General features: G+C 70.9%; 17 protein-coding genes and 2 pseudogenes. 6 read left to right on the top strand and 13 right to left on the bottom strand.

What is annotated here, in order from left to right; all coding sequences use genetic code 11:
- The first annotated feature begins 227 nt into the window (after positions 1–227).
- From ACFWZH_RS11015 to ACFWZH_RS11005, 3 genes are all read left to right on the top strand, one after another.
- Positions 228–476, top strand: coding sequence for a hypothetical protein (locus tag ACFWZH_RS11015; protein ID WP_384427977.1), 249 nt, complete (start codon positions 228–230; stop codon positions 474–476).
- A gap of 233 nt (positions 477–709) precedes the next feature.
- Positions 710–988: a hypothetical protein gene (locus tag ACFWZH_RS11010; RefSeq protein WP_384427975.1), complete on the top strand. Its 279-nt coding sequence runs from the start codon at positions 710–712 to the stop codon at positions 986–988.
- A gap of 131 nt (positions 989–1,119) precedes the next feature.
- Positions 1,120–1,449: a hypothetical protein gene (locus ACFWZH_RS11005; RefSeq protein WP_384427974.1), complete on the top strand. Its 330-nt coding sequence runs from the start codon at positions 1,120–1,122 to the stop codon at positions 1,447–1,449.
- Between the two features lie 104 nt (positions 1,450–1,553).
- On the opposite strand, the gene ACFWZH_RS11000 is transcribed toward ACFWZH_RS11005, so the two are convergent.
- The 6 genes and pseudogenes from ACFWZH_RS11000 to ACFWZH_RS10975 all read right to left on the bottom strand — a co-directional run bounded on the left by ACFWZH_RS11000 (position 1,554) and on the right by ACFWZH_RS10975 (position 6,095).
- On the bottom strand, positions 1,554–1,832 hold the full coding sequence (locus ACFWZH_RS11000; RefSeq protein ID WP_384427972.1) for a hypothetical protein: 279 nt from the start codon (positions 1,830–1,832) through the stop codon (positions 1,554–1,556).
- A 406-nt stretch (positions 1,833–2,238) separates the two neighbouring features.
- A complete protein-coding gene (locus ACFWZH_RS10995) occupies positions 2,239–3,102 on the bottom strand; it encodes a hypothetical protein (RefSeq protein WP_384427970.1) in 864 nt (287 codons plus the stop codon).
- A 477-nt stretch (positions 3,103–3,579) separates the two neighbouring features.
- The gene (locus tag ACFWZH_RS10990) at positions 3,580–3,861 is read right to left on the bottom strand and encodes a hypothetical protein (protein ID WP_384427968.1); all 282 of its coding nucleotides are present in this window, start codon (positions 3,859–3,861) and stop codon (positions 3,580–3,582) included.
- 256 nt (positions 3,862–4,117) lie between these two features.
- Positions 4,118–4,612: a hypothetical protein gene (locus tag ACFWZH_RS10985; RefSeq protein WP_384427967.1), complete on the bottom strand. Its 495-nt coding sequence runs from the start codon at positions 4,610–4,612 to the stop codon at positions 4,118–4,120.
- 732 nt (positions 4,613–5,344) lie between these two features.
- Positions 5,345–5,572: pseudogene (locus ACFWZH_RS10980) on the bottom strand (chaplin); the annotation flags it as partial.
- Positions 5,573–5,912: 340 nt separating this feature from the next.
- Positions 5,913–6,095: a hypothetical protein gene (locus ACFWZH_RS10975; RefSeq protein ID WP_384427965.1), complete on the bottom strand. Its 183-nt coding sequence runs from the start codon at positions 6,093–6,095 to the stop codon at positions 5,913–5,915.
- A gap of 390 nt (positions 6,096–6,485) precedes the next feature.
- Between ACFWZH_RS10975 and ACFWZH_RS10970 the strand changes: the two genes are divergently transcribed.
- Positions 6,486–6,770: a hypothetical protein gene (locus tag ACFWZH_RS10970; RefSeq protein WP_384427963.1), complete on the top strand. Its 285-nt coding sequence runs from the start codon at positions 6,486–6,488 to the stop codon at positions 6,768–6,770.
- Positions 6,771–6,849: 79 nt separating this feature from the next.
- On the opposite strand, the gene ACFWZH_RS10965 is transcribed toward ACFWZH_RS10970, so the two are convergent.
- The 5 genes from ACFWZH_RS10965 to ACFWZH_RS10945 form a co-directional block, all read right to left on the bottom strand.
- The gene (locus ACFWZH_RS10965; protein WP_384427961.1) at positions 6,850–7,836 is read right to left on the bottom strand and encodes an urea transporter; all 987 of its coding nucleotides are present in this window, start codon (positions 7,834–7,836) and stop codon (positions 6,850–6,852) included.
- A gap of 96 nt (positions 7,837–7,932) precedes the next feature.
- A complete protein-coding gene (locus ACFWZH_RS10960) occupies positions 7,933–8,658 on the bottom strand; it encodes a hypothetical protein (RefSeq protein WP_384427959.1) in 726 nt (241 codons plus the stop codon).
- Positions 8,658–11,201, bottom strand: a complete 2,544-nt coding sequence (locus tag ACFWZH_RS10955; RefSeq protein ID WP_384427957.1) for a hypothetical protein — start codon at positions 11,199–11,201, stop codon at positions 8,658–8,660. The genes ACFWZH_RS10960 and ACFWZH_RS10955 overlap by 1 nt, the downstream gene beginning before the upstream one ends.
- A 349-nt stretch (positions 11,202–11,550) precedes the next feature.
- Positions 11,551–11,898, bottom strand: coding sequence for a hypothetical protein (locus ACFWZH_RS10950; protein WP_384427955.1), 348 nt, complete (start codon positions 11,896–11,898; stop codon positions 11,551–11,553).
- Between the two features lie 130 nt (positions 11,899–12,028).
- A complete protein-coding gene (locus tag ACFWZH_RS10945) occupies positions 12,029–12,664 on the bottom strand; it encodes a hypothetical protein (protein WP_384427953.1) in 636 nt (211 codons plus the stop codon).
- A gap of 767 nt (positions 12,665–13,431) precedes the next feature.
- Between ACFWZH_RS10945 and ACFWZH_RS10940 the strand changes: the two genes are divergently transcribed.
- Positions 13,432–14,649, top strand: coding sequence for a Cmx/CmrA family chloramphenicol efflux MFS transporter (locus ACFWZH_RS10940; protein ID WP_384427951.1), 1,218 nt, complete (start codon positions 13,432–13,434; stop codon positions 14,647–14,649).
- 32 nt (positions 14,650–14,681) lie between these two features.
- Here the strand turns inward: ACFWZH_RS10940 and ACFWZH_RS10935 are convergent, their stop codons facing one another.
- Positions 14,682–14,867 (bottom strand): hypothetical protein, encoded by a 186-nt coding sequence (locus ACFWZH_RS10935; protein ID WP_384427949.1) that lies wholly within the window; start codon positions 14,865–14,867, stop codon positions 14,682–14,684.
- A gap of 130 nt (positions 14,868–14,997) precedes the next feature.
- Positions 14,998–15,810: a hypothetical protein gene (locus tag ACFWZH_RS10930; protein ID WP_384427947.1), complete on the bottom strand. Its 813-nt coding sequence runs from the start codon at positions 15,808–15,810 to the stop codon at positions 14,998–15,000.
- Positions 15,811–15,912: 102 nt separating this feature from the next.
- Here ACFWZH_RS10930 and ACFWZH_RS10925 point away from each other — a divergent pair.
- Positions 15,913–16,053: pseudogene (locus tag ACFWZH_RS10925) on the top strand (very short patch repair endonuclease); the annotation flags it as partial.
- Between the last annotated feature and the right edge of the window lie 12 nt (positions 16,054–16,065).

Here is a 16,065-nt window from a genome sequence, read left to right as displayed (position 1 = left end):
CGCACCGCAGTTGGCGGCCCCCGCTCCCCCGCGGCCGGACGGCCACCCGCGCCGCTCCCCCTCCGCCGCGCCGCGAACTCCTCCTCCAGACCCCCGCTTTCCGCCTCTCCGGCTCGACACATGGCGTACAGCGAAGTGGAACCCTCCAGACGACTACTGCTAGTGTTCGCACGGTCACAGTAGGCAATCAGGCCTCTATGCACAGGTAACGAAGGGCCGAAGGTTCCATGCGCAAGCTTCAGCAGGTCGTGGTCGTCGCCGCAGCAGCAGCCGGCGGCCTCTCCGCCATCGGTGCCGGCGCCGGCACCGCCTACGCCCACGGCAGTAACGGGCCGCGGGTGAACGACATCTTCCGTCCGTACCAGGAGTGCAGTCCGCAGACGGTGCTCGACAACAACCTCCCGATCGGCGTGCTCGCCGTCCCGCAGAACTTCGACACCAGCTGCGGCCAGTTCAACCACGCCTTCACCGGCTGACTTCGCCGGGGGCAGCCGCACGCGACGCCGTCACGGGCTCTTCGGGGGGACCCCCTCGAAGGGCCCGTTTTGCATGCGGCAGCGCCGAAGCAACTCCCGGAACGGCGCCCGATATTCCGCCTTTCACACCCGGCGCGTCGCTGCGCAAGGATGGGACATTTCGTATTAGTTTCCCGTAACTGTACGAAGCCGATCAATTACTGATCGCATCCGTTCGATCTTCCGGAGAAGAAATGCGCAAGCTTCACAAGGCCGCCGTCCTGGTCGCCGCCCTCGGCAGCATCGGCCTCCTCGGCGCCGGCACCGCCCACGCCGACGGCGGCAAGGGCGGCGGGATCGACATCAAGCAGGGCAGCTCCTGCCGGTCGCACGACCTGAACGTCGACGTCCTCGGCGAGGTCGGCGTCCTCAACGGCGTGCTGGGCAGCGCTCTCAACGGCGAGGGCTCCTCGGGCGCGCAGTCCACTCCGATCGGCTCGTCCCTGGGCTGCAACGACAGCGTCGGCAAGTAACGGGAGCGGGTCCCGGCATCCGGCGCCACCGGCCCGGAGCCGGGACCCTTTGCCCGGCCTTCTTCAGGACCCGGGAAAGTGCGGATCCGCGGTGCACGGCACCCGGGCAACAACCACAAAGGAACGCAGCAATGTTCAGTCGGAAGAAGATCGCAGCCGTCTCGGTACTCCTGGGCGGCCTCGCCGTCACCGGCGCCTCCCTGGCGTACGCCGAAGGAGCCCCGCTCAGCTGCACCCGCGACCTCACGGGCAATGTCTCCTGCATCCAGAAGAACGCCGACTACACCAGCCAGGACGGCAAGTTGACCGTCAAGCAGGCGCAGAACTGCCTGTCGTCCGCACCCGCTACGTTGCCCGCGAACGGCCTGCTGAACACCGGGTCGACCCGGATCGGCCCCGCCATGACCTGCTCCAACACCGCGCCGGAGGACGGCGAATCGATGCCCCAGATCGGGGTCTGAGTCCCCGGCGGGCCCTGAAGAGGGTGGCAAAACTGGGGTTCCGGCGCCGAGCCCGTGGCCCGGCGCCGGAACCCCTTCCGGTGACGTATGCGACCGCCCTGCGCTCAGAACGCGCCGTTGCTGCAGCGCATCTTCGCGCCCAGGTGGGACGACTGCGCACCCGGGCTGCCCTCGCCGTTGAGCGCGTTGCCCAGCGTGCCGTTGAGCGCCCCGACCGACCCGAGGACGTCGATGTTCATATCGTGCGAACGGCACGAGGCGCCCTGCTTGGCGTCGATGTCGTGGGCACCCGCCTCGCCGTGGGCGAAGGCGGTACCGGCGCTGAGGGCGCCGACGCTGCCGAGGACGGCACCCAGGACGGCGACCTTCTGAAGCTTGCGCATTTCTTCTCCGGAGATTGAGCGGATGCGATCCGCGAAGAACGACTACTGACAGAAACGAGAGCCCGACCGGAAACGCCCGCACCGCTCGATGCGGCATGGACAGGCCGTAACAGCACAGTCGCCCCGCGACCGGGCGCAGGTGGACGCCCTGGGCCGCGGGGACGGCGAGCGGTCCCGATCGGGACGCTGGCCTCAACCACCGTCTGCGGACTGCACTTCTGGTACGGGCCGAGGAGGTGGTTCCGCTCCCGAGGGACGCCCTACGGGAAGCGGGCTGGCGGTGACGACGGACCCACGGCAGCGGCTCGCGCCGGCCCCGCCAGACGTTCCATGGCGGCCGGAGGCGGCCCCACCCCCGCGTCGCTGTGCTCGGGGGGCGGGACCACGCCTGACCGTCCGCGAACGGTCAGGACATGCGGGGCAGATCGACCTGTCCCACCGGAGCCGCCGCGAGCCGCCCGAGCCCGAACGGGGAGATCTGCGGGACGTCCGGGGAGATCAGCGGGTTGATCAGCGGGTTGACCTGCGGGTTGACCTGGGGGTTGACCTGCGGGGCGGCATGCGGGACGGACTGCGGGTGCACGACCTGCGGAACGTCGACCTGCGGGGCGACCTGCGGGGTGACCTGCGGCGCCGCCTGGGGGACCACCTGCGGGACGATCTGCGGCACCGACTGCTGCGCGGCAGGCGCCGGGGAGGACGCCTGCGGAGCGGAGTGCTGCGGGGCGTCCTGCGTGACGGCGGCCTGCGAGGCGCCGTGCGACGTGGCCGTCGCGGTGGCGTGGGTGTCGTGGTGCGGGGCGGCCTCGGGGGCGGCGTGCTGCGGGGCGGGAGCCGGGGCGGCCGCCGGCTGGGGCGCGGGGGCCGGAGCGGCCGGCTGCGGCGCGGGCGCCGGGGCCGGAGCCGGAGGCGCGGCCTGCTGCGGAGCGGGAGCCGGCGCCGGGGCGGCCGCCGGCTGGGGCGCGGGAGCCGGAGCCGGGGCGGGGGCCGGCGGGGCGTACTGCTGCGGAGCCGGAGCCGGCGGCGGGGCGTACTGCGGAGCCGGGGCGGGAGCCGGGGCCGGGGCCGGCGGCGCGTACTGCTGAGGGGCAGGGGCGGGAGCGGGGGCCGGCGGCGCGTACTGCTGCGGAGCCGGAGCCGCCTGCGGAGCGGGGGGCGGGGCGGCGCCGTTGTATCCGACAGGAGCGTCGGCATGGCTGACGCCGGCACCGATGGCAGATAGACCGCCGGCCGCTGCGACGACGAGCAATGCCTGGTGAAGCTTGCGCATGGAACCCTCGGCCCTTCATTAACCTATACATGGAAATCTGAATTACTTATTTCTGTCCTGCGGGCACCAACAGTGGTGATCTCGGGTTCACGCCCTGCGCACCCCGGTCCGGACCACGTCGGAAACCTCCCGCAGGCCCGCGACGGCACTCGCTGCGCTGCCCTCCCACGCTCCTCGAAGCCGACGGCTCATCCCATCGCCTCTCCTTCTCAACGCGCGTCGGACAACACTTTCGGCGTGGTCGCCACCGGCCAACCCGGTACCAGGGAGGAGCGTTTCCCGGCGGCGACCCACAGGCCCATTCGCTGTTCTCTCCCAGGGGCAACGGCATTTCCCCGGGCCCGGTCACGGGAACCCGTACGCGGTCACCCATTTGCCACTCCACGGAAATATGGCCGAACGCAGAAATGGGCCCCGGTACCGACCTTGCGGCCGGATACCGGGACCCAGTTCGTGTGGCTACGCGACTGCCCGTGCTCAGAAGGCGCTGTTGTTGCAACCCATCGACGAGCCCATGGTGGTGGACTGCGCGCCCGGGCTGCCCTCGCCGTTGAGGGCGTTGCCCAGCACGCCGTTGAGGATGCCGACCTCGCCGAGGACGTCGACGTTCAGGTCGTGCGAGCGGCAGGAGCTGCCCTGCTTGATGTCGAACTTGCCACCCTTGCCGTGTCCGCCGTCGGCGTGGGCGGTGCCGGCGCCGAGGAGGCCGATGCTGCCGAGGGCGGCGACCAGGACGGCGGCCTTCTGAAGCTTGCGCATTTTTTCTCTCCGGAAGATTGAGCGGAAGCGATCGGTAAGGGATCGACTTCTTACAGTTACGGAGGCTAATACGAAATAACCTGATATTGGTTAGCGACGCGCCGGATTGTAGGATTGAGGGCCCGGAAGTCCCCCCGCTGACCCAGCAGTTCAGGGCCTCGGCCGTCGGCCCGGGCACACGCACGCATGCCAAAGGGCCCTCCGGGGGATCCCGAAGGGCCCGTGTCCGGGCAGCGCTCGTGGCGGCCGGGCGGCCTCAGTGCGCCGATGCGGAGGACGAGGCGAAGGCGTTGGCCTGGGTGTTGTTCTGGGTGCAGGTGATGCCCCGGGTCTGCGGGTTGGCGAGCACACCGATCGGGAGGTCCGCGTCGAGCAGCGTCTGCGGACTGCACTCCTGGTACGGGCGGAAGAGGTTGTTCTGATCCCTCGGGGCCTGCGGCAGGACCTGCGAGACCTGCGGCGAGAGCTGCGGGTTGAGCTGCGGGTTGACCTGCGGGGAGACCTCCGGGGCCTGCTGCGGGGCACTTTGCGGGGCAGCGGCCTGCTGCGGACCGGCGTGCGAGCCGGAAGCGTGCGAAGTGGCCTGCGAAGCGGTCCAGGCGGCGGCCTGGGGGGTGTCCTGCTGCGGGGCGACGGGTGGGGTGGCACCGCCGTACCCGACAGGAGCGTCGGCGAAGCTGCCGCCGGCACCGACGGCGGACAGACCGCCGGCCGCTGCGACGACGAGCGCGACCTGGTGAAGCTTGCGCATGGAACCCTCGGCCCTTCATTACCTGTTACACGGAAAATCTGATGTCGTATGAATGCGCGTCGGACAACACTGCCGGCGTGGTCGCCGCCGGCCACCCCGGTATCACACAGAAGCGATTCCCGGCTGCAACCCACGGACCTATTCGCTGTTCTCCCAAGGGGCAACGGGAATTCCCCTGGCCCGGTCACGGGAAACGATGCGCGGTCACCCGTTTGCCACCGTGCGGATATTGGACTCGCGGTCGCGACGTCTTCACAGTGGGCAGTGGTCTCCACATGCGTCCGCTTCGGGGCGGCACGTACCGGAACGGGCCGGCAAGTCATATGAATATGGGGCCCGTTGACTCCTCCGGGCCCCATGTTCACGCATAGCGCGGCGACCGCCGAAAAGGCCTGTCACCGCCTGCGCTCAGCCCCGGGCGGCGGCGCGGCGACCCCGGCGGTAGAGCAGGACGCCGCCGAGGAGCAGCCCGGCGCTGGCAGCGGCCGGAACCGCCAGGCTGACCTTTTCCGAACCGGTGTGTGCCAGCTCGGGGCGGGCGGGCGAGGCGACTTGGTGGAGCGAACGGTGCCCGGCCTCCTGCGTGGCGATCTGGTGCGCCGACGAGGAGTGGTGGCCGGACGAACGGTGGCCGGACGAACGGTGACTGTGCGACGGCTTGTCCTGGCCCCCCTGCTGCATGTGCTGCTTCGGCGCCTTGTGGTGGTGCCGCCCGTGGGACGACGCCTCGATGTTGGCGCACTTGTTCCCGAAGGCGGGGTTGAGCAGGCCGACGATGTCGATCGTGTTGCCGCACACGTTGGTCGGGATATGGATCGGCAGCTGAAGCAGGTTGCCGGACAGGATGCCGGGAGAGCCGACGGCGGCGCCCTGGGCACCCGTGTCGGCGACGGTCGTGCCCGCGCTGGCGAGCAGCAGGCCACCAGTGGCAGCCGAAGCGGCAATGACCTTCTTGATCACGTGACTCCTCCTTGACAGTGCGGTCACAGCCGCGGACCGCACAACACTCAACGAGACAGAAGGAGGAAGGCTACGAATCCGGCATTTCGATCACTCATTCAGCTTGGTGCATGCGCTCACGCGGCTGACGAGTGACACCAATTCGATTTTATGGAGAGGTGTTCTTCTCTCCGCGGCCACTTTCGGGCCGGCCGGGAGCGGGCGCCGCCCCGGCGGTCCGGCCGGCAGCACCTCCACATGACAGCCGGACCGCCGCGCTGACCGCTGCTGACCCAGGCGGCCGAAGCGGCCCACCGGGAACTCCGGAGCGCCGGCGGATCCGCCGGCTGCGATCAGTCGCTCAACGCGGGTTGAGCAGTCCCAGCGGCAGCTGACCGACCTGCAGTCCACCGATGTTGGAGTTCGCCCTCACGGGGTCGCCGAGGATGCCGATGACTCCCGGACCGGGCTCGGCGTGGGCAGGGAGGGAGAGGACCCCGGTGAGAGCGAAGGCTCCCACAAGGGTGACGAGTACACGGCGCATAGCGGCTCCTGCTTCACTTCGAGTGGTTGGCGTGCTGCTTGCACGGGGCACCCTTCCACCCGCGCGGGGCGGCCCGGCGACATCCACGCCAAGCGGTCACCTGATCGCACGCCCGCGAGGAGCACCCACGAGGCACGGCTCGCAAACAAAGGGAGCCGACTGGGCCGGCCGGGTGGTTCGCCCCGCCGGCCGCCCCGAAACCCGGGAGCGCTCGCACCGGTTGCGACCGGCCCACGGCCTGGTCAGCCGCATGGGCAGGGCAAATTACGAACCCTCGATCATACAATCCGGCGCGTCGTCCCGCGACTTCAGGTTATTTCGTATTAGCCTCCACAACCGTACGAAATCGGTACATCACAGATGAATCCGCTCAACCTAACCGGAGTAGAAATGCGCATGCTTCGCACGGCCGCGGTTGTGGCCGCCGCCCTCGGCACCATCGGCATCCTCGGCGCCGGCACCGCCTATGCCGATGGCGGCAAGGGAGGTGGCGGCAAGATCGAGATCAAGCAGGGCAGCTCGTGCCGGTCGCACGACACGAACGTCGACGTCCTCGGCGAGGTCGGCATCGCGAACGGCCTGGGAGGCAACCTGCTCGGTGGCGAGGGCGACGCGGGTGCGCAGTCCACCACGATGGGTTCGTCCATGGGCTGCAACAACAGCGTCGGCAAGTAAGCCCTAACGGCAACACCGGTCCCGGTGTCCGAGCAACGGCTCGGGCACCGGGACCGGCTCGTGCCTGCCGGGAACCCGGTCAGTCGCTGCGCCGGATCTGCGTGAGAGAGGCGGCCGCGGCGAGGAACAACCAGGTGGTGACGATGAAGGGCCAGCTCAGGGTGCGTCCGCCGAACGGCGCGAAGTAGGCGTTCAAAGCGGCCGTCAGCACCGTCGTGACGGCCACCGCCACCATCGTGTAGAGCGCGTTCGGCACCGTCCTGGCCAGGAACATGCCGCCCATGGCGACGGCCACGAGGACCGCGTTGTAGCCGTAGACCCCCGCGGCGACCCCGGCCGGCGGAGCGCCCAGGGCCCAGGACAGGGCCACCGCCAGGGCGCTGCCGGCGACGGCGGCAAGTCCGTGGCGGATCCCGCCGACGAACAGCCCCACCAGCATGATCGCGCCGACGTACCAGTGCGCCGAGAGGCCGACCTGGGAGATGTTGGCGAAGAATCCGTGCCACAGATCGGTCCAGGTGTACTTGACGCCGGGGACCGCGGCGAGCGGCAGCGCCGCGGAACTGCCGCCGGGCCAGACCCTGGTGAAGGCCGGAGCCGCCGCCAGTACCACCCCGACGACCACGCAGAACGGCGCGGTCAGCACCGGCAGTCGCCAGGGCGCCACCATGGCGGTCAGTGCCGAGTGGGCCAGTACGCACACGACGGCGCCGCCGATGGTCAGCGCGTACGTCGAGGGGTGGGGGCCCAGGAAGACGTACAGGGCGATGCCCGTCAGGCAGCCGCTGAAGCCCTGCGTTCCCAGGTCGATGGTGCGTCGCTCCACGCCCATCGCGTACGCGGCCGCGGTGGAGACCGCGGCGCCCAGCAGCCCGAAGACGCCCGCCTGCCAACTGCCCACGAAGACCGCGAGCATGAACAGGACGCCGGTCCAGACGTTCGTCAGCAGGCTGAGCTGGCCGAAGCTGCGGACCAGCTGTGCCATGAGGCGCATCGGGCCGGGGAGGGCGGGAGCCTCCACGGATGTCTCGGGTGCGGCCGGCTTCCATGTGTCGGGGGTGGTCACGGTGCCTCCTGGGCGGTCCGGGTGCGCTGCTGCCGTGTCCGCTGCGAAAAGTGGGGCCGCGGCCGCACGGACCACGGCACGCCACCGCGTCCTGCTCTAGGGCAGGACACCTTGCAGGGCATGTGTCGAGGGCGGGGCGGGGGTCGGCTCGGTGGCCTGGGCCGACGCGGTGGCGGATGCCGACGCGGTGGCGTGCGCGGGTTGCGGGGCGTACGGCGCCGGCGAGACGTCGGGGTCGTCGGCGCAGACGGATCGGGCGTCGGCAAGGAGCTTGTGCACCGGAGTCGGCGCGATCTGCCACGGCCCGCCCTCTTCGCGCAGGGCGAGGACGTGCCCGCTCCCCGTGTGCGCCCCCGGTCCCGAGAACCAGCGGGCGTCGCTCGGGTCCCACCAGCGGTCGCCGACCCGGAGCACCTCGTGGTAGACCACGGTCCGGCCGATCCACGCGTCGCTGACCTGCGCCTCGTTCCAGACGGCCCGCCAGTGTTCGGGGGCCATCGGCGGGGTCAGCACCGCGGCGCGGGCGCGGGTGTGCGGTACGGACTTCCGGGTCAGCAGCGCCGCCGCCACATCGGCGTGCACCCCGCAGTCGCCGATGAGGTCGCCGTGGTCCACCAGGTCGCACCAGTGCGTCGGCCACGGCACCGGCCCCCACCGGAAGAGCCCGGGGACCGCGGCGAGCGCGGTCCCCGTATCCCCGAAGTGCGTGAGCTGGGCGAACACGCTGTGTCTGACCATCTGGCAGCACGCCTTGGCGTGACCGGCCACCCGGGACAGGCCGATCCGGTCGAACCGCTTCAGGTCTGCGATCAATCCGCTCATCACTGCCCCAGTTCCCGCGGCGCTCTCCCGCGCCCGAAGTCGTAGGCCATCGAGGTGTCGTAGCCGCCGCACATGCCGAACGCGAGGTAGTCGCCCTCCTGCACGTCGGTGAGGTCCAGCCGGACCGACAGCACGTCGTGCTCCATACAGGACCGGCCGAGAATCCAGCTCCACCCGGGCCGCAGCGGCACCCAGCGGGAGCCGTCGAACCGGGCCACGGGGTGCGGGTGGAAGGGCGCCTCGGGCATGTCGCCTTCGGCCGCGTCGACGACGATGTCGTAGCCGCGGTGCGACGCCCGGCGTGCCAGGACCTGTGTCACGACCGCGGCCGACGGCTGGGTGAGGAGCTTGCCCGGCTCCAGCACCAGCAGGGGGTCCCCCTCGCGTGCGGCGGCGGGCCCGTGCGCGAGCACGTACTCCAGCGAGGGGCGCAGATACGACAGGTCGTCGACGTGCCACCCGCCGCCGAAGTCCAGTACGGCCGGGGGCCCGCCCAGCTGGTCCGCCAGCGGATCGGCCGCACTGAGCGCCGCCACGCACTCGCGCTGCCAGCGCGGCGCGCCCAGGACGCTCTGGGCGAAGTGGAAGTGCATGCCCCACCCGGCCCCGAGCCGCTCGGCGAGCGAGCCGAGCAGCCGGGACGTCTCCGCCATGGTGTCGCGCTCGTGCAACGGGACGCCGAAGCGGCTGACGAGGCCGGCGGGCGCGACACGGACCCCGACGACCTCGGCTTCCAGCTGGAAGCCGTTGTCCAACAGGGAGTGGAGGCTGCTCAGTTCGGCCACGGAGTCGGCGAAGAAGGCGTAGCAGCGGACGCGGTCGGTGGCGGGCCACCACTTCGCGGGCCCGTTGAGGATCGCCCGCTCCGCCGCCATGCCGTGCCGCTCGGCCGCCTGGAGCTCGTCCAGGCTGATCGCCTCGGCGGCCAGCCCCAGCCGCGCGGCCTCACGCAGCACCGCGGGCTGGGGACAGGTCTTCACGCTGTGCGCGAGGAGCACCCGGCCGACTCCCTCGACCTCCTGCCGCAGGGCCCGGACCCGCTCGGTGAACAGGGGAAGGAGCATCTGCCGGTACGGAGTGGCCGCGCTCCTGGGTGGATCGAGCAGCTCCTCGAAGCCGTCCGTGCGCACGGCCGGTCCTTCGGCCCGCGCGGCCGGCTCTTCCGTGAGCCCGGCCGCTCCCGCACCGCGCGCGGCCCGGGCCGGCGACTCGGTGGCGAGGGCCGCCCCCACCACACCCGTGCGTTCCGCCGTCTCCGCCGTCCCCCCCGTTCCCACGCACTCGGCCGCTCCTGCGGCGGGCGTCGGGTTCAGGTTCGGATGGCCGTCGATCGGCTCCTCGTCGCTGGCGGGCGGGACCAGGCACCGCTGGCCCAGCGAGGGCATACCGGAATGCCGCTTGTCGCCCGGCCGGGAGATCCCGCCCGCGACCCAGGCGATGGGGGTGATGCCCAGGTCCGGGTGCACCGGGATCTCCTCCACCACGCGGGTGAAGCCCGGCGTGAGCCGTCTGCGGCGGTCGGCGGCCTCTCCGGTGACCAGGGCGGCGGGCAGGTTCGCGCCGCATACGGAGGCACCGTGGATCCAGGCGGGCAGCCGCGGGTTGATCTCCATGAGCGTGAGCTCGCCGCTCCAGCTGCGGATCAGCTCCAGCTCACCGCCGCCGTTCCACCTCGCGTCGGCGAGCAGTTCCGCCAGCCGGGCGTGCATGGCCGCGTCCAGCTCGGCGACCTCGCCGGCCCAGGTCTTGCCCTCGGTCGTGACCATCGCCTTCGTGATGAAGACCGCGTCCAGCAGCCGGCCGTCCAGCGCGGAGAACGCGATGCTGCACTCCTGGCCGGCGACATGCGCCTCCAGGTGCCAGTTGCCGCCCCAGGTCCGCTGGACGACGTCGCCCAGGGCCAGCGCGGCCCCGGCGGCGTGGGCCCGGTACGCGTCGTAGTGCTGGCCCTTGACCCACACCCCGTACGGGGACCGGCGGATGAACCGGTCGACGGCCTGCCAGCTGGTGTCGGTCTCGTACTCCGGGGCGCGCAGCCCGAGCCGCCGCGCCGCTTCGACGGGGGGCTTGCCCACCAGCTCCAGCGCGCTCTTCGGTGGCCCCAGGATCCGGTCGTGAGAGCCAAGTTCCCGTGCCAGCAGCCGGACTTCGAGATCCAGACAGGGGATCAGGACCGCGTCCTCGGGCTCCAGGAGGCGGTCCATCTGCTCGACCCAGGTGGCCAGGTGCGCCTCGCGCCACGCGGGGAGGCAGACCAGGTCGTCGAGGAGCCCCGAGTGCAGTCCCGAACTCTCCCGCGAATAGTCCAGACCGACGATCCGGAGGTCGGGCCGGGCCAGGCGCAGCGACCGGGCCACGCTCAGCCCCGGCGAGGGGTTCGGGCCGCTGTGCATACCGCTGACGAAGACGGTGCCCACCTTCGTCGCGGGACCGTGGGGGCCGTCCACGACATCCGAGCACGTGGCGGCCCCCGGCGATGCCCCGGGATTGGTGGCACCGCTGCTGGCGCCCGCTGACTCGTGTTTGTCTTCTTGAAGCCCCATGCCGACATCATCGGCAGAGGTCTGTGCGGCCGCACCCGGTGACGGCCGCGAGGGTGAGAGGCCCCCGCCGGCCGTCGCGGTCGCGACGGCGGATCGGGACCGGCGCTGCGGCTCCGGCCCGGCCGACGGGGTGAATTGCCCTCACTCCGCCCGGTGTTCGGCATGACAGCAGGCCGCCCTCGCTCCGCGAGGGAGCGAGGGCGGCCTGGCCGGTGGTACGGAGAGCGCGGAAGGGTGGTCACCCGCTTGCCGGTACGCGGGCAGGTCGCCGGGCAACCGCGGAACCGGGCCCGGGATCCATCAGGCCCGGGATCGACCGGACCCGCTCGTCCACCCCACCGCCCAGGACTCAGAAGCCGAGGTGGGGCAGCTTGAAGTTCCTGGGCGCCGGCACCCGGTTGGAGCAGTCCACGACCGGACCGACCCTCGTGCTCTCGTTGTTCAGCAGGCCGTTCTCGGGCCACACCACGTGCTGGCGGACGGTCGACGCGCAGCTCTTGCGCTGCTGGATGACGCGCCTGCCGTCCTTGGTGGTGTAGATGTCCTGGCGCTTGTCGACGCAGGTGCCGTGGCCCAGGGCGGTGTGCTCGCAGCCGCCCGTGGCGACCTCGGCGTACGCCTGGGTGCCACCGGCGCCGGTGATGGCGAGGCCGCCCAGGAGCGCCGAGACGACTGCGATCTTCTTCCCACTGAACATGTACCGCGTTCCTTTGTGATCGATGCCCGGGCGCCCTGCGCCGTGAACCGGCCGCGCCCGGACCTTGGAGGAGGTCGGAAAAAAGGCCCCGGCGCCGAGCGCGTGGCTCGGGCACCGGGGCCCCTTCCCATTACTTGCCGAAGGCGTTGTTGTTGCAGCCCATGCTCGAACCCTGCTTGGTGCGCTGCGCACCCGGGTCGCCCTCGCCGTTGAGGGCGTTGCCCAGCGCGCCGTTCAGCAGGCCGACCTGGCCGAGGACGTCGACGTTCAGGTCATGCGACCGGCACGAGGTCATCTGCTTGAGGTCGATGTGCTTGTCGCCCTTGTCCTTGTCCTTGTCCTTCTCCCACTGCGGCTCCGGCTGCGGGGCGGCCTGCGGCGCAGGGGCCTGGGGAGCCGGCTGCGGGGCCGCCTGCGGGGCGGGGGCCTGCGGAGCAACAGCCTGCGGGGCCGGCTGCGGGGCCGGCTGCGGGGCGGCCTGCGGGGCGGGCGCGGGAGCCGGCTGCGGGGCGGCCTGCGGCGCAGGGGCCTGGGGGGCCGGCTGCGGAGCGGCCTGCGGAGCGGGCGCCTGGGGAGTGGCGGCCTGCGGAGCGGCCTGGTGGCCGTAGCCGCCGTGCCCACCCTGCGCACTGGCACCTGCCGCGGACTGCGAAACGGCCCAGGCGGTGACCTGCGGGCCACCGTCGGCGAGGCTGACGCCCGCGCCGAAGGTGGACAGAGCGCCGACCGCGGCGACGACGATCGCGACTTGCTGAAGTTTGCGCATGGAACCCTTGATCCTTCTATTACATGTAGATGGGAGACCTGACTTGACTACTTATCGAGAGTATGCGCACACCGAGAGTAGTCATTCTGGTATTTCACCCCACTACGCACCCCGTGTCGGACCACGGAGGAAGCCTCCCGCAGGCCCGCGCCGACGTTTTCGACGCGACCCTCCAGCACTCTTCGAGGTCGACGGCGAAGCCCTTCGCCGCCCCTTCGGCGTACACCGGAAGGCGCCCCACGAACATTCCTGAGCAGGCCGCCTGACCTCGGCAAATCCCCTTGCGAACCCGTATGGCACTCCCTTGGACGTCGATGGCGGCGCACCCGCCGCGGCTCCGTTCGCCGCCCTCTCGGGGAGGGCAACGAGACCTCCCCCCGCCCGGGTCACGGGAGCCGGCACACGGTCACCCGTTTGCCCAGTGGCGCGAGGGCGAAAGGTGTGTTGAGGCGGCACGACCACGGCGGCGCCGGCGGAGGAACGCCGCCATCGACCCGACGTCATGCCATTGCCTCCGCAAATCCATGCCTTCCCGTCCGCACCCTCGCCGCGCGCGGACCGCACTCACCTTCAGCAGTATTGGATCGATCGGTCCAATACCTGCTAGCGTCCCGGACGGCGACACCAGCAAGGGCCGCAGGGCCACCGCCGCCACCACAGGGCTACCGCCACCACAGGCTCACGCACCACACAGCGGCTCACGCACCACCGAAGACTCACGCAGCACACACAGGCTCACGCACCACCGCAGGAAAGGACCCGGCCCCGTGCCAATCGCCGTCTACGTCCTCGGCTTGGGCATCTTCACCCAGGGCACCTCGGAGTTCATGCTCTCCGGCCTGCTGCCGGACATGGCTCGCGACCTGGGCGTCTCCATACCCGACGCCGGGCTGCTGATCTCCGCTTTCGCGATCGGCATGGTCGTCGGCGCACCACTGCTGGCCGTCGCCACCCTGAAGTGGCCGCGCCGCACGGCCCTGGTGGCGCTCCAGGCCGTCTTCATCGCGGCGCACGTGGCCGGCGCGACAGCGCCCGATTACGGCATGGTGTTCGCCACCCGCATCGTCAGCGCCCTGGCCTACGCCGGATTCTGGGGCGTCGCCGTGGCGGCCGCCGTGGGCATGGTCCCGGACGCCGCAAAGAGCAAGGCCGTCGCCGTCGTCGCCGGCGGTCTGACCCTGGCCACCATCGTGGGCGTCCCCGCCGGCACCGTGCTGAGCCAGTTCGCGGGCTGGCGCGCGGCGTTCTGGGGCGTCGCCGTACTCACGCTGATCAGCGCGGTGGCCGCACTGCTCGCCACCCCCGGCGGCAAGGAGACGGCCCAGGCGCCCCGTACGGTCCGGTCGGAGCTGCGCGCCATGGCCCGGCCGCAGCTGTGGCTGTCGTACGCCATCACCGCGTTCGGCTTCGGCGCCGTCATCGTGACCTTCAGCTACCTCGCCGCCGTCCTGACCGAGGAGAGTGGACTGCCCGCGAGCCGGGTCCCCGCGGTCCTCGCGCTCTTCGGCGTCGGCGGTCTGATCGGCATGACGGTCGGCGGCCGCACCGCCGGCACCCGGCCGATCCGCACGCTCTGCCTGGGACTTGGCGGCCTGGTCCTCGCCTCCGCCCTGCTCGCGGTCTTCGCACGGAACGCGACCGTCACCGTCGTCCTGGTCTTCTTCCTCGGCCTGACCGGCTACCTGACCAACCCCGCGCTGCAGTCACGCGTGTTCGTCCTGGCACCGGGCGCCCCCACCCTGACCGGAGCCACCAACACCTCGGCCTTCAACGTCGGCAACACCCTCGCCCCCCTGCTGGGCGGCATGGCCATCAACGCCGGCTTCGGCTTCGCCTCGGTGGCATGGATCGGCGCGGCCCTGGGCACAGCCGGTCTCCTGGGCACCCTGTGGGCAGGCCGTCTGGAGAACCGCACCCGCCACAACCAGCGCGCGGCCTCCGACGCCCAGAGCCCGCGCCCCCGACCGGCCGCCGCGGATGCCTGACCCACGTCGCCGACAACCGCTCAAGCAGCCGCCTACTTCATCAACCACAGCACGAACGAGACACCTGTCACCAGCAGCAACGCCCCCTCGATCCAGTCCGACCACGTGAACTGGCTCTTCTTCTCGGCGTTGCCGTTCTCGGCGTCGGCGCTCTCGGCGTCGGCGCTCTCGGCGTCGGCGTTCTCGGCGTCGGCGTTGTGCCCCTGGTCCCCGGCCATATCCCCATCCCTCTGGTGTCGATCGCACTGCAGATCTACACCATCATCAACGGGGCCACGTCAGCGGCAGGAAGGGCACTCCGCAAGGGCGGCACCGTGAGGCACCGGTCGAGGCGTGTGCACGCCCTCCCTACCCCTCCTCGCTCGCCGACTCGCCCTCAAATGCCAAGAGGGTCAGCCCGGTGACTTGGAGGACGGCATCCCACTCGTCCTGGGTCAGGTCCGGGAACTCCTCCAGCACACAGCTGGGGACCGGACAGCCAATGGCGCTCAGCACTACCTGAGCGAAGGCGACCCCCGAGCGGCTGACGCACAACCGCGACTCTTGCTGCCGCTTCCCCGTGCGCAGTACCGCGATGCGTTGAGCGGCGTCCTTGTTGTCGGGAGTCTCCGACGCGAATTCCAGGAGCGAGGTCCGCAAGCGGGCGGTGAGTTGGTCCTGGTGCAGGTCCGCGCGTTCGGAAAGGGCAGCCAGCGCCTGGCAGAACCACTCTCTCGCTCCCGACCGGGCCGGTCTCGCGGTGCGCTCCGGAGGCCGTCCGGCACCATCGGGCACAGAGTCAGGGAGAGGCTCGGGCTCCGACTCCAAGGACATGAAGACGATCTTGGAGACCAGCAGTACGGCCTCCCACTCTTCCTGGCTCAGAGTCGGGCAGCTCTCCTGCACCTGGGGCGGAAGATCGCACTGGTCCGCGCACAAGAGCAGGTCCGACAGCCCTACGTCATAGTCCGCCAACCGAAGACCCAGACTTCGCCCCCAAGGGTGGCCCTCTGCACCAACGGTGACCAGCTCGACGCGCGAGCGCTCACCCAGCACCTCCGAAGCCAGTTCGCGCAGCGCGGCCGCAACTGCCGCACCGAGGTAAGCCTCGGGTACGTCCTTCCTCTCACCGACATGCAGCAGTGCCTGGCGCAGGCGTCCGCGCGGCGGTGACGGATTCATCGTCTCCTCCTACGACCGCCGCCTGAACCAAGCGACTGAACGTGCTGCCTGCATCGGTGGTACGGCTCGGCAGGCGGAATCGGTGCGGCAGCGCTCGGCCCCATGGCTGCCGAACTGCTGGTCCGACGCCTCCTGTGTGCGGCCGGCCTGCGCTACCGCGTGGAGTACCCGGTACCGGGCATGGCGCGACGCCGGATCGACGTGGCGTTCACCTCGGCCAACGTAGCTGTCCTGATCGACGGCGGGGATCATGAC

The organism is Streptomyces sp. NPDC059008 (assembly GCF_042749045.1).
GTDB lineage: Bacteria > Actinomycetota > Actinomycetes > Streptomycetales > Streptomycetaceae > Streptomyces.
Note: the sequence above shows the minus strand (reverse complement) of the source record. Positions and strands in the feature narration are given on the sequence as shown.

Coding starts and splice junctions, on each gene's coding strand:
- ACFWZH_RS10990 (WP_384427968.1), bottom strand. CDS start 3,861: ATGCGCAAGCTTCAGAAGGCCGCCGTCCTGGTCGCCGCCCTCGGCAGC.
- ACFWZH_RS11010 (WP_384427975.1), top strand. CDS start 710: ATGCGCAAGCTTCACAAGGCCGCCGTCCTGGTCGCCGCCCTCGGCAGC.
- ACFWZH_RS10960 (WP_384427959.1), bottom strand. CDS start 8,658: ATGAGCGGATTGATCGCAGACCTGAAGCGGTTCGACCGGATCGGCCTG.
- ACFWZH_RS10955 (WP_384427957.1), bottom strand. CDS start 11,201: ATGGGGCTTCAAGAAGACAAACACGAGTCAGCGGGCGCCAGCAGCGGT.
- ACFWZH_RS10995 (WP_384427970.1), bottom strand. CDS start 3,102: ATGCGCAAGCTTCACCAGGCATTGCTCGTCGTCGCAGCGGCCGGCGGT.
- ACFWZH_RS10985 (WP_384427967.1), bottom strand. CDS start 4,612: ATGCGCAAGCTTCACCAGGTCGCGCTCGTCGTCGCAGCGGCCGGCGGT.
- ACFWZH_RS10935 (WP_384427949.1), bottom strand. CDS start 14,867: ATGGCCGGGGACCAGGGGCACAACGCCGACGCCGAGAACGCCGACGCC.
- ACFWZH_RS10975 (WP_384427965.1), bottom strand. CDS start 6,095: ATGCGCCGTGTACTCGTCACCCTTGTGGGAGCCTTCGCTCTCACCGGG.
- ACFWZH_RS10950 (WP_384427955.1), bottom strand. CDS start 11,898: ATGTTCAGTGGGAAGAAGATCGCAGTCGTCTCGGCGCTCCTGGGCGGC.
- ACFWZH_RS10945 (WP_384427953.1), bottom strand. CDS start 12,664: ATGCGCAAACTTCAGCAAGTCGCGATCGTCGTCGCCGCGGTCGGCGCT.
- ACFWZH_RS10930 (WP_384427947.1), bottom strand. CDS start 15,810: ATGAATCCGTCACCGCCGCGCGGACGCCTGCGCCAGGCACTGCTGCAT.
- ACFWZH_RS11015 (WP_384427977.1), top strand. CDS start 228: ATGCGCAAGCTTCAGCAGGTCGTGGTCGTCGCCGCAGCAGCAGCCGGC.
- ACFWZH_RS10970 (WP_384427963.1), top strand. CDS start 6,486: ATGCGCATGCTTCGCACGGCCGCGGTTGTGGCCGCCGCCCTCGGCACC.
- ACFWZH_RS11005 (WP_384427974.1), top strand. CDS start 1,120: ATGTTCAGTCGGAAGAAGATCGCAGCCGTCTCGGTACTCCTGGGCGGC.
- ACFWZH_RS11000 (WP_384427972.1), bottom strand. CDS start 1,832: ATGCGCAAGCTTCAGAAGGTCGCCGTCCTGGGTGCCGTCCTCGGCAGC.